The sequence below is a fragment of the Saccharomonospora saliphila YIM 90502 genome (genome assembly GCF_000383795.1).
GTDB lineage: Bacteria > Actinomycetota > Actinomycetes > Mycobacteriales > Pseudonocardiaceae > Saccharomonospora > Saccharomonospora saliphila.
The window spans coordinates 49,864-62,276 of sequence record NZ_KB912656.1; the positions used below are offsets into that span (position 1 = coordinate 49,864).

Annotated in this window: 7 protein-coding genes; all 7 read left to right on the top strand. The window is 67.5% G+C overall.

What is annotated here, in order from left to right:
• The first annotated feature begins 1,125 nt into the window (after positions 1 to 1,125).
• Positions 1,126 to 2,823 carry a glycine/sarcosine N-methyltransferase gene (locus SACSA_RS0109240; protein ID WP_028661710.1) on the top strand — a complete coding sequence of 566 codons (1,698 nt, stop codon included), beginning with the start codon at positions 1,126 to 1,128 and terminating at the stop codon, positions 2,821 to 2,823.
• 81 nt (positions 2,824 to 2,904) lie between these two features.
• The gene (gene metK, locus SACSA_RS0109245; protein WP_019815302.1) at positions 2,905 to 4,104 is read left to right on the top strand and encodes a methionine adenosyltransferase; all 1,200 of its coding nucleotides are present in this window, start codon (positions 2,905 to 2,907) and stop codon (positions 4,102 to 4,104) included.
• 308 nt (positions 4,105 to 4,412) lie between these two features.
• Positions 4,413 to 5,390: a carbohydrate kinase family protein gene (locus tag SACSA_RS0109250; protein WP_028661711.1), complete on the top strand. Its 978-nt coding sequence runs from the start codon at positions 4,413 to 4,415 to the stop codon at positions 5,388 to 5,390.
• A 2-nt stretch (positions 5,391 to 5,392) separates the two neighbouring features.
• Positions 5,393 to 8,941: a methionine synthase gene (metH, locus tag SACSA_RS0109255; protein WP_028661712.1), complete on the top strand. Its 3,549-nt coding sequence runs from the start codon at positions 5,393 to 5,395 to the stop codon at positions 8,939 to 8,941.
• Positions 8,942 to 9,005: 64 nt separating this feature from the next.
• On the top strand, positions 9,006 to 10,463 hold the full coding sequence (gene ahcY / locus SACSA_RS0109260; RefSeq protein ID WP_019815305.1) for an adenosylhomocysteinase: 1,458 nt from the start codon (positions 9,006 to 9,008) through the stop codon (positions 10,461 to 10,463).
• A gap of 106 nt (positions 10,464 to 10,569) precedes the next feature.
• Positions 10,570 to 11,460 carry a mycobacterial-type methylenetetrahydrofolate reductase gene (locus tag SACSA_RS0109265; RefSeq protein ID WP_019815307.1) on the top strand — a complete coding sequence of 297 codons (891 nt, stop codon included), beginning with the start codon at positions 10,570 to 10,572 and terminating at the stop codon, positions 11,458 to 11,460.
• Between the two features lie 178 nt (positions 11,461 to 11,638).
• On the top strand, positions 11,639 to 12,413 hold a 775-nt coding region (locus tag SACSA_RS25955), incomplete at its 3' end, for a coiled-coil domain-containing protein (RefSeq protein ID WP_019815309.1).

Here is a 12,413-nt window from a genome sequence, read left to right on the forward strand (position 1 = left end):
GCCGGTCCGTTCGCGTCCGGCGCGTGGCGGGGGACCGGCGGCACGGCAGCCGACGGGCGGGCGCGCTCGTGTCCGGACGCGCGGAACACTCGGCGGCGATCGAAATTTCCGCTGCTCTCGTTCCCTTTCGTTCGTTCCTGTCCGGTGCGTCCGGCTTCGTGCGCACGGGTGGTCGGGTGACGAGTTCGACTGTGTTCTGTCTTTCCATCCTGTTGCGCTCGCGGAAAAGACAATCCAGTGCCGTACAAGACGAATTCCCGGAGACGGAAAACAGGGACGAGTCGTCGATTAATCGGGGACGCCGGGGGGAAGGCGTGGACCCGCGCGGAAGTCGCGTTCGCGTGCCCCAGGATTCGTACCGAGGGCAATCAACGATCACCCACGGTGCGCCGAAAGCGACGATCCGATAACGGATCTTGACCTGACCCGGGGTGCGTCGAGATTGCACCGTGGGTGTCCACGCGTCCAGAATTGTTGGTTACTACGCAACGAGTTGCCGTATACGATACGGACCCGCGTGGGCGACCGACATCACACATTCGGTCTAGACGGTCACCTTGGGTCGGCCAGAGGGCGACGAAGCGTAGACGTTACTACCCCATTCGGGTGGCAATGTTGTCTTGACCACAATCGCTTGGTGACGTTGTCAAGTGGCCAGCCAGATTTCGCCGAAACAGCGCGACGACCACGGAGAATGCGCTCGGATCGCATCGATCCGAGCTGTGCGCGTTGCGCCCGCCGGTGCGGATCGCGGCTTCGCGGCTTGTACGTGGGGTGAGCCCCGGCATCACGCAATTGACCCATTGATACTTTCGCCGGGTACTCAATAGATTGAGTCGAGGCGGATTGCGGGGATCAGCGTCGATGTGCTGCAATCAGGCCGAGTCGGGGCGAGGGTCGAAGCGCGCCGAGCCGAGCGTGAACTAGCCGGCGGGCGCGGGGCGTATCAGTGTCGATGCTGCTCGGATGATGTCCGGCCCTGGATTTTGTATGCCCATTTTCGGCTCGACCGACCCGCGCGTGTCCCAGGACGAGCGCGCCCGAGGACGAGGAGGAGCAGGCGAGTAAGTGTGACGCGGTTCGCGAGAGTAATGCTGTGTCTGGCCGAACGTGGAAGGAAGCGCAATGAATGATTCGAGGTCTGGCCCGTCCGATGTGAAGGAGGCCGGAGCGGTTGACGAGGACCACGAGATCGCGGCACACCCGGCACAGGCGTTCGGTTCGGACCCGCTGACCGTTCGGGAGAGTGACCACTACACCGACGAGTACGTCAAGGGCTTCGTCGACAAGTGGGATGACCTCATCGACTGGAAGAAGCGCTACGAGAGCGAGGGCAGCTTCTTCGTCGACCTCCTCAAGTCCCATGGCGTGAAGTCCGTCCTCGACGTCGCCACCGGCACCGGGTTCCACTCCGTGCGCCTGATCGAGGAGGGCTTCGACACGGTCAGCGTGGACGGCAGCGCCGAGATGCTGGCCAAGGCCTTCGAGAACGGCCTCACCTACAACGGACACGTGCTCAAGGTCGTCCACGCCGACTGGCGGTGGCTGAACAAGGACGTGCACGGGCAGTTCGACGCCGTGGTGTGCCTGGGCAACTCGTTCACCCACCTCTTCTCCGAACGGGACCGTCGCAAGGCGCTCGCCGAGTTCTACGCCGTGCTCAAGCACGACGGCATCCTGATCCTCGATCAGCGCAACTACGACTCCATCCTGGACAACGGCTTCTCCAGCAAGCACACGTACTACTACGCCGGCGAAGAGGTCACGGCCGAGCCGGAGTACGTCGACGACGGCCTCGCACGGTTCCGGTACTCCTACGCCGACGGCTCGCAGTACCACCTCAACATGTTCCCGCTGCGCAAGGACTACACGCGCAGGCTCCTGCGTGAGGTCGGCTTCCAGCGGGTGGAGACCTACGGCGACTTCCAGGAGACCTACAGCGCCGACGAGCCGGACTTCTTCATCCACGTCGCGGACAAGAACTACGCCGAGGACGCGGCGAACTACTCGACCGCGGTGAACGTCGCCCGCGACTACTACAACTCGGACGACGCGGACAACTTCTACTACACGATCTGGGGCGGCGAGGACATCCACGTCGGTCTCTACGAGACGCCGACCGAGGCCATCGCCCCGGCCAGTGTCCGCACCGTCGAGCGGATGGCGGGCAAGCTGAAGGTCACCGCCAACACCAGGATCCTCGACGTGGGCGCCGGATACGGCGGCGCGGCGCGATACCTCGCCAAGACCTACGGCTGCAAGGTCACCTGCCTCAACCTGAGCGAGGTGGAGAACAACCGCAACCGCCAGTTCAGCGCCGAACAGGGGCTGGCCCACCTGATCGACGTCGTGGACGGCTCCTTCGAGGACCTGCCCTTCGAGGACAACGAGTTCGACATCGTGTGGTCGCAGGACGCGATGCTGCACAGCGGCGACCGCGTGCGGGTGCTGCAGGAGGTCGTGCGGGTGCTCAAGCCCGCGGGTGAGTTCGTGTTCACCGACCCGATGGCCTCCGACTCGGTCGACAAGGCCAAGCTCAAGCCGATCCTGGACCGGCTGCACCTCGACACCATGGGTTCGCCCGGCTTCTACCGCAAGGAACTCAACCGGCTCGGCATGTCGTCGATCGAGTTCGAGGACCACACGCCGCAGCTGGCGACCCACTACGGGCGCGTGCTCGAGGAGACAGAGACCAGGCACGAGGAGATCTCCCAGCACGTCAGCGACGCCTACCTCACGCGCATGAAGACCGGTCTCAAGAACTGGGTCGAGGGTGGTCGCGCCGGTAATCTCGCCTGGGGCATATTCCACGCCCGGGCGTGACCCCGCGCTCGCCGAGAAGCACCGAGAAGCACCCGACCCTTCGCCCGAAATTTCCCTTCCGACGAGAGACGAGGATCAACAGTGACTGCTAACCGAAGGCTGTTCACCAGCGAGTCCGTCACCGAGGGCCACCCGGACAAGATGGCCGACGCGATCAGCGACAGCATCCTGGACGCGATGCTGGGCGCCGACCCGCGCAGCCGCGTCGCGGTCGAAACGCTGATCACCACCGGGCAGGTGCACGTGGCCGGCGAGGTGACGACCGAGGCGTACGTGGACGTGCCCAAGATCGTGCGCGACCGTATTCTCGAGATCGGCTACGACGCCTCGGCGAAGGGCTTCGACGGCAACTCCTGCGGCGTGAACGTGGCGATCGACGCGCAGTCGCCGGACATCGCGCAGGGTGTCGACACCGCCTACGAGACCCGCCTCGAGAACGCCCTCGACGAGTTCGACAAGCAGGGCGCGGGCGACCAGGGCCTGATGTTCGGCTACGCCAGCACGGACACGCCCGAGCTGATGCCGCTGCCGGTCGCGCTGGCGCACCGCCTGTCCCGCAGGCTCACCGAGGTGCGCAAGAACGGCACCGTGCCGTACCTGCGCGCCGACGGCAAGACCCAGGTGACCATCGAGTACGACGGCAACAAGCCGGTCCGGCTCGACACCGTGGTCATCTCGAGCCAGCACGCCGAGGGCGTCGACCTCGACAAGGAGCTGGCCGCCGACCTGCGCAAGCACGTCATCGCGCCGGAGATCGAGTCGCTCGGCCTCGAGGCGGAGGACCCCCGCATCCTGATCAACCCGACCGGCCGGTTCGTGGTCGGCGGGCCCATGGGTGACGCGGGCCTGACCGGCCGCAAGATCATCGTCGACACTTACGGCGGCATGGCCCGCCACGGCGGCGGCGCCTTCTCCGGCAAGGACCCGTCGAAGGTCGACCGTTCCGCCGCCTACGCCACGCGGTGGGTCGCCAAGAACATCGTCGCCGCCGGCCTCGCCGACCGCGCCGAGATCCAGGTCGCCTACGCCATCGGCAAGGCCGCCCCGGTGGGTCTGTTCATCGAGACCTTCGGCACCGAGAAGGTGGCCCCCGAGAAGATTCAGGCCGCGGTCGACCAGGTCTTCGACCTGCGCCCGGCCGCGATCATCCGGCACCTGGACCTGCTGCGGCCGATCTACGCGCCGACCGCCGCCTACGGCCACTTCGGGCGTCCCGACCTCGACCTGCCGTGGGAGCGGACGGACAAGGCCGCGGCGCTGAAGGACGCGGCGAAGGCCTGAGGCCCTCTCGCCCGCGTGCGGGGCACCGTACGGCGCTGACACCACGGCGCGGGCCCGGACGCCGGCACAAGCACGGAGTCCGGGCCCGCGCCGAGAGGCGGTGCCCCGCACGCGCCTGTCGCGGGTGGCGAGCTCACGCCCGCGACGTTGCCTGACGAGCAGACACAGCGTCCACCATCATGTTCGCCGGTTCCCGGTCAACGCCCGGGCCGCCAGCGCGGTCCGGGTCCGGTCGCGGGGTGGCACGGTCCGCACCCTGCCATCCGCCCGGGAACGGGAACAGCGATCACTTCGAGGAGTGTGCCCGAATGCGCATAGCGGTGACCGGCTCGATCGCGACCGACCACCTCATGTCCTTCTCCGGCAAGTTCAGTGACCAGTTCGTCGCGGACCAGCTGGAGAACGTGTCCCTGTCGTTCCTTGTCGAGCAACTGGACATCCGGAGGGGCGGTGTCGCCGCGAACATTTCCTTCGCGCTGGGCCGCATGGGTCTCACCCCCATCCTGGTCGGAGCCGTCGGCAAGGACTTCGACGACTACCGTTCGTGGCTGGAACGTCACGGTGTGGACACCAAGTCGGTGCATGTCTCCGCCGACAAGCACACGGCGCGCTTCCTGTGCACGACCGACGAGACGCAGAACCAGATCGCGTCGTTCTACGCGGGTGCCATGAGCGAGGCGCGCGAGATCGAGCTCAAGACCGTCGCCGACCGCGTCGGTGACCTCGATCTGGTGTTCGTCTCGCCGAACGACCCCGAGGCGATGCTGCGGCACACCGAGGAGTGCAGGCAGCGCGGCTACCCGTTCGCGGCCGACATCTCGCAGCAGCTCGCCATCATGTCCGGCGAGGACGTGCGCAAGCTCGTCGACGGCGCGACCTATCTGTTCACCAACGAGTACGAGAGTTCCCTGCTGCTCAAGCACACGGGCTGGACCGTCGACGAGGTACTGGACCGTGTCGGCAGCTGGGTGACCACGTACGGCGGCAAGGGCGTCGGCATCGAGGGACGCGGCCACGACCCGGTCCGGGTCGACGCGGTGCCCGGGGTGCAGGAGACGGAGCCGACCGGCGTCGGCGACGCGTTCCGTTCCGGGTTCCTGTGGGGAATCAGCCGTAAGATGACGATGGAGAGGGCCGCCCAGGCGGGTTGTGTTCTCGCGAGCATCGTGCTTGAAACGGTCGGCCCGCAGGAGTATCCGCTCGACCGCGCGGACTTCTCGGACCGCGTCGCCAGGGCCTACGGCAACGACGCCGCGGCCGAGATCGAATCCAAGCTGCGGGTGTGACCATGGACAGTCGGTTTCTCGACGAACTGCGACGGCGGATCCTCGTCGCCGACGGTGGCATGGGCACCGCGTTGCAGGAGCACGATCTCACCCTCGACGACTTCGCGCAGCTCGAGGGCTGCAACGAGATCCTGAACGAGACACGGCCGGACGTCGTGCGCTCGGTCTACAGCGGGTTCCTCGAAGCCGGGTCCGACGCGATCGAGACGAACACGTTCGGCACCAACTACGGCAACTTCGGCGAGTACGACATCCTCGACCGGTGCCGGGAGCTGGCCGAGAAGGGCACGTCGCTGGCGCGGGAGTGCGCCGACGAGTACTCCACGCCCGACAAGCCCCGGTTCGTGCTCGGCTCGATGGGCCCCGGCACGAAGCTGCCCACGCTCGGGCACGCGCCGTACGCGCTGCTGCGGGACTACTACCTGGAGAACGCCCTCGGCCTGCTCGACGGTGGCGCCGACGCGGTGCTCGTGGAGACCTCCCAGGACCTGCTGCAGACCAAGGCCGCGATCATCGGCGCGAAACGCGCGATGGAGCGGGCGGGCAGGCGCATCCCGATCATCGCGCAGGTCACGGTCGAGCAGACCGGGACCATGCTCGTGGGCTCCGAGATCGGTGCGGCGCTGACCGCGCTGGAGCCGCTGGGCATCGACTTGATCGGCATGAACTGCGCGACCGGCCCCGCGGAGATGACCGAGCACCTGCGGGTGCTGGCCGAGCACTCCACCGTGCCGATCTCGGTGATGCCCAACGCCGGTCTGCCGGAGCTCGGGGAGAACGGCGCGGTGTACCCGCTCCGGCCCGACGAACTGGCGGCCTCGCTGAAGGAGTTCGTCACCGACTTCGGGGCGCGGCTGGTCGGCGGCTGCTGCGGCACCACGGGCGAGCACGTCCGCGCCGTGGTGGAGGCCGTGTCCGAGCTGCCGCCGAAGGAGCGGGAGCCGGAGGTCGTGCCGTCGGTGTCGTCGGTGTACCAGGCGGTGCCGTTCGAGCAGGACGCCTCCCTGCTCAACGTGGGTGAGCGGACCAACGCCAACGGGTCGAAGGCCTTCCGCGAGGCCATGCTCGAGCAGCGCTACGACGAGTGCGTCGAGATCGCCAAGGCGCAGACCCGTGAGGGCGCGCACATGCTCGACCTGTGCGTGGACTACGTCGGCCGGGACGGCACCACCGACATGGCGGAGCTGGCCTCGCGGCTGGCGACGGCGTCCACGCTGCCGATCATGGTGGACTCCACCGAGGCTGACGTCATCGAGGCGGGGCTGGAGCGGCTCGGTGGCCGCTGCGCGATCAACTCGGTGAACTACGAGGACGGTACCGAGCCGGGTGGCCGCTACGACCGCGTCATGAGGATGGCGGTCGAGCACGGCGCGACCGTGGTCGTCACCTGCATCGACGAGGAGGGCCAGGCCCGCACCGCGGACTGGAAGCTCCGGGTGGCCGAGCGCGCCATCACCGACCTCACCGAGAACTGGGGCCTTTCCGAGTCCGCGATCATCATCGACCTCCTGGTATTCCCGATCACCACGGGCCAGGAGGAGGTCCGCAAGGACGGCATCGAGACGATCAACGCGATCCGGGAGCTGAAGCGGCGGCACCCGACCGTGCAGACCACGCTCGGCCTGTCGAACGTGTCGTTCGGCCTCAATCCCGCGGCCCGGCAGGTGCTGAACTCGGTGTTTCTCAACGAGTGCCGTGAAGCCGGGCTCGACTCGGCGATCGTGAACTCGTCGAAGATCCTGCCGATGAACAAGATCGAGGACGAGCCCAAGCAGGTGGCGCTCGACCTGGTCTACGACCGCCGGTCCGCGGACTACGACCCGCTGCAGAAGCTGATGGAGCTGTTCGAGGGCAAGACCGCGTCCTCGACCCAGGCCTCCCGCGCGGAGGAGCTGGCCAAGCTTCCGCTGTTCGAGCGGCTGGAGAAGCGCATCGTCGAGGGCGAGCTGAACGGCCTCGAGGACGATCTCGACGCGGCGATGCTGGAGAAGAAGCCGCTGCAGATCGTCAACGAGAACCTGCTCGCGGGCATGAAGGTCGTCGGTGACCTGTTCGGCTCGGGACAGATGCAGTTGCCGTTCGTGCTCCAGTCGGCCGAGGTGATGAAGACCGCCGTCGCGCACCTCGAACCGCACATGGAAAAGGACGATTCGGGCGGTAAGGGCAAGCTGCTGCTGGCCACGGTGAAGGGCGATGTGCACGACATCGGCAAGAACCTGGTCGACATCATCGTGTCCAACAACGGCTACGACGTCGTCAACATCGGCATCAAGCAGCCGATCAACGCCATCCTCGACGCCGCCGAGGAGCACGACGTCGACGCGATCGGCATGTCCGGCCTTCTGGTGAAGTCCACCGTCATCATGAAGGACAACCTGCAGGAGATGAACTCCCGCGGGGTGGCCGAGAAGTACCCCGTGATGCTCGGCGGCGCGGCGCTGACCCGCACCTTCGTGGAGAACGACCTCGACGAGGTCTACGAGGGCGACGTGCGCTACGCCAAGGACGCCTTCGAGGGGCTCAAACTGATGGACCGCATCATGGCGGTCAAGCGGGGCGAGACGCCCGAGGAGGACGCGGCCGAGCAGGAGAAGAAGGCCGAGCGCAAGGCGCGCCGCGAGCGGTCCATGCGGATCGCCGAGAAGCGCAAGGCCGAGCAGGGACCGGAGCCGAGTCTCGACGACACCACGCGCTCCGACGTCGACGCGGACGTGCCGGTGCCGACTCCGCCGTTCTGGGGCTCCAAGGTCGTCAAGGGCCTCGCCGTGGCCGACTACCTCGCGCTGCTCGACGAGCGCGCGACGTTCTTCGGACAGTGGGGCCTGCGCGGGGCGAAGAAGGGACAGGGGCCCTCCTACGAGGAGCTGGTGGAGACCGAGGGCAGGCCGCGGCTGCGCGCCTGGGTTGACGAGCTGTCGACCAGGGGCATCCTCCAGCACGCGGCTCTGGTCTACGGCTACTTCCCGTGCTACTCGGAGGGCAACGACCTGGTCGTGCTGGACAAGGAGGAACCGGACGCGCCGGAGCGGGCCCGGTTCACCTTCCCCCGGCAGCGCAGGGACCGGCGACTGTGCCTCGCCGACTTCTACCGGTCGAAGGAGAAGGCCGCCGAGACCGGCCAGGTCGATGTGCTGCCGTTGCAGTTGGTGACGATGGGACAGCCCATCGCCGACTACGCCAACGACCTGTTCGCCAAGGACGCCTACCGTGACTACCTGGAGATTCACGGGCTGGGCGTGCAGCTGACCGAGGCGATGGCCGAGTACTGGCACCGGCGCATCCGGCAGGAGCTGCGGTTCTCCTCGGGCAACCAGGTGGCCGACGAGGACCCGGAGGACGTCGAGCAGTTCTTCAAGCTCGGGTACCGGGGCGCGCGGTTCTCGCTCGGTTACGGGGCGTGCCCGGATCTTGAGGACCGTGCCAAGATCGTGGAATTGTTGGACGCCGAACGGATCGGTGTCGAGCTGTCCGAGGAGTTCCAGCTCCATCCGGAGCAGTCCACGGACGCGATCGTGGCGCACCATCCCGAGGCGAAGTACTTCAACACGTGAGGTGGCGGGCACGACCCGTCTCAACCCAACCAGCGGGCACGATCCGCGAAGAGGAAAGGAAATCATGAGCGCGAAGTTGCAGAAGGTGAACGGTCTCGAGTTCGCCATCGCCGACCTGAACCTGGCCGAGGCAGGCAGGCACCAGATCCGGTTGGCGGAGCACGAGATGCCCGGCCTGATGGCGACTCGCAGGGAGTTCGCGGCGTCCAAGCCGTTGAAGGGCGCCAGGATCGCGGGATCGCTGCACATGACCGTGCAGACCGCCGTGCTGATCGAGACGCTGGTCGAGCTGGGCGCCGAGGTGCGCTGGGTGTCCTGCAACATCTTCTCCACCCAGGACGAGGCCGCCGCGGCTGTCGTGGTCGGCCCGAACGGCACCCCGGACAAGCCCGAGGGCGTGTCCGTCTTCGCCTGGAAGGGCGAGACGCTCGAGGACTACTGGTGGTGCACCGACCAGCTGTTCCAGTTCGGTGACCAGGCTCCGAACATGATCCTGGACGACGGCGGCGACGCGACACTGCTCGTGCACAAGGGCGCCGAGTTCGAGACCGCGGGCGCGGTGCCCGAGGCGAGCGAGGACGACCCGGACGAGTACAAGGTCGTGCTGGCCACGCTGCGCAAGAGCCTGGCCGCCGACTCCTCGCGGTTCACCCGGATCGCCGAGTCGATCAAGGGTGTCACCGAGGAGACCACCACGGGTGTGCACCGGCTCTACGAGTTCGCCCGCAGCGGTGACCTGCTGTTCCCGGCCATCAACGTGAACGACTCGGTCACCAAGTCGAAGTTCGACAACAAGTACGGCTGCCGCCACTCGCTGGTGGACGGCATCAACCGCGCGACCGACACGCTGATCGCGGGCAAGACCGCCGTGATCGCCGGCTTCGGTGACGTGGGCAAGGGCAGTGCCGAGTCGCTGCGTGGCCAGGGCGCCCGCGTGGTCGTCACCGAGATCGACCCGATCTGCGCGCTCCAGGCCGCGATGGAGGGCTACGAGGTCGCCACGATGGAGGACGTCGTCGAGACGGCCGACATCTTCGTCACGACCACGGGCAACTTCAACATCATCACCGCCGACCACATGGCCCGGATGAAGCACCAGGCCATCGTCGGCAACATCGGCCACTTCGACAACGAGATCGACATGGCCGGCCTGGAGAAGACGCCGGGCATCAAGAAGGTCGAGATCAAGCCGCAGGTGCACGAGTTCGTGTTCCCCGACGGCCACTCGATCATCGTGCTCAGCGAGGGCCGCCTGCTGAACCTGGGCAACGCGACCGGCCACCCGAGCTTCGTGATGTCCAACAGCTTCACCAACCAGGTGATGGCCCAGATCGAGCTGTTCACCAAGCCCGGCGAGTACGACAAGCAGGTCTACGTCCTGCCGAAGAAGCTCGACGAGAAGGTCGCCCGTCTGCACCTGGACGCCATCGGCGTCAAGCTGACCAAGCTGACCAAGGAGCAGGCCGAGTACATCGGTGTGGACGTCGAGGGCCCGTACAAGCCCGACCACTACCGCTACTGAGCCTCACCTCGTCGGTTCCCGCCCCGCGCCGTCCCGCCTCGCGGCGGTCGGCGCGGGGCGGGGACCACACGGCGGTCGGTGACGGCGAACGAAGCGGGAGACAACCATGAAGACCATCGCACTGGAGCTCGTTCCACCGAACCTCGACGGCGGTGTCGAGGAGGCGGTGGAAGTGGGCCAGAAGGTCGTCGACAGTTGCCGCGCGACTGGGATGACCGACCAGATCAAGCACCTGATGATCCCCGGCATGATCGCCGAGGACCCCGACCGTCCCATCGAGATGAAGCCCAAGATGGACACGCTGGACTTCTGGCGGACGGTGCGGCCGGTCATCGGTGAGCACGTGCGCGGGCTGTGCACCCAGGTCACGGCGTTCCACGACAAGCCGCGACTCACCGAGCGCCTGCGCTCGCTGCGCGACTCGGGCATGGACGGCATCACCTTCGTCGGCGTGCCGCGGACCATGAGCGACGGTGAGGGCCCCGGCATGGCCCCGACCGACGCGCTGTCCGAGTTCACCGACGTGGTGGACAACCGGGGTGTCATCCTCATCCCGACCCGCGAGGGTGAGCAGGGCCGGTTCAACTTCAAGTGCGACAGCGGCGCCACGTTCGCCATGACCCAGCTGTTGTTCTCCGAGGCGATCGTCGACTTCCTCGCCGACTTCGCCAAGCAGACGCCGCACCGGCCGGAGATCCTGCTCTCGTTCGGCTTCATTCCGAGCGCGGAGACCAAGGTCGGCCTCATCGACTGGCTGATCCAGGACCCGGGCAACGATGTGGTCAAGCAGGAGCAGGAGTTCGTCGCACGGGTCGCGGAGAAGTCGTTCGCCGAACGCAAGAAGGCCGTCGTCGACCTGTACAAGCGGGTCGTGGACGGTGTCGGTGAGCTCGGCTTCCCGCTGAGCATCCACCTGGAGGCTCCGTACGGGCCGTCGAAGCCCGCGTTCGAGACCTTCGCCGAGATGCTCGACCACTTCTCGCCCCTGCGGGGCTGACCGGAATCAGGCCCGACCCGAGCCGCGGGCCCTCAGAGCCGGTGGTGGCCGTTCAACGGCGAGCGGTCACCACCGCCCACCATGCCGCACGACGACCCAGCCGTTGATCTCGGGGCCGGAGCACACACTAGGCTGATATCACGGGTGTCGACGGTCGGCGAACGCGGGCGAGGTGGAAATGAACAGCGCAGCAGGTTCGGACGGGAAAGGACCGGCGCGGCGGGAGTTCGCCGTGCGGTGGCGTGGCTACGACCGCGACCAGGTGGACGAGCACGTGTGCGCCCTGGCGGAGGCGGTGCGCCTGCTGGCCGCCGAGCGCGACGCCGCCGCCGAGTACGCCCAGCGGCGTGACGCGGAGATCGCGGCGTTGCGGGTGAGTTACGAGAAGCTGCGTGACCGGCTCGACCGGGTGTGCCGCACGCCCGTGGAATCCGACGGGCTGTCCGAGCGGTTGTTGCGCATGGTCGAGCTCGCCGAATCGGAGGCCGCCGAGGTCCGCGCGGAGGCCGAGGCCACCGCGCGCAGGCGCCGCGCGGAGCTGGTCGAGGCCGAGCAGCGGATGCTGCGCGAGCGCGAACGGAGCCGGGCCGAACTTGACGCGCGGCGCGCGCGCTGGGAGGCCGAGGCCCGTGCCGCCGAGGAGCAGGCACAGCGCAGGCGCAGGGAGCAGGACGAACAGGCCCTGCGGCGCAGGCAGGAGCTGGAACGCGACTTCGCACGCAACCTCGCCGCCCGCCGCGACGAGGCCAACCGCGCGATCGTCGCGCGGGACACCGCCGCCCGTGCCGAGGCCGAGCGGGTTCTCGCCGAGGCGGCCGAGCGCGCCGACGAGATCGTGGCCCGCGCCGGGCAGCGGGTGCGCACGCTTGAGGAGGCCCGGCGCCGGGTCGCCGCGGAACTGCGGTCGGCGCGTCGGATGCTCACCGACGCCCTGCCGCTGACGGAACCCTCTG

Coding starts and splice junctions, on each gene's coding strand:
- SACSA_RS0109240 (WP_028661710.1), top strand. CDS start 1,126: ATGAATGATTCGAGGTCTGGCCCGTCCGATGTGAAGGAGGCCGGAGCG.
- SACSA_RS0109250 (WP_028661711.1), top strand. CDS start 4,413: ATGCGCATAGCGGTGACCGGCTCGATCGCGACCGACCACCTCATGTCC.
- metH (WP_028661712.1), top strand. CDS start 5,393: ATGGACAGTCGGTTTCTCGACGAACTGCGACGGCGGATCCTCGTCGCC.
- ahcY (WP_019815305.1), top strand. CDS start 9,006: ATGAGCGCGAAGTTGCAGAAGGTGAACGGTCTCGAGTTCGCCATCGCC.
- SACSA_RS0109265 (WP_019815307.1), top strand. CDS start 10,570: ATGAAGACCATCGCACTGGAGCTCGTTCCACCGAACCTCGACGGCGGT.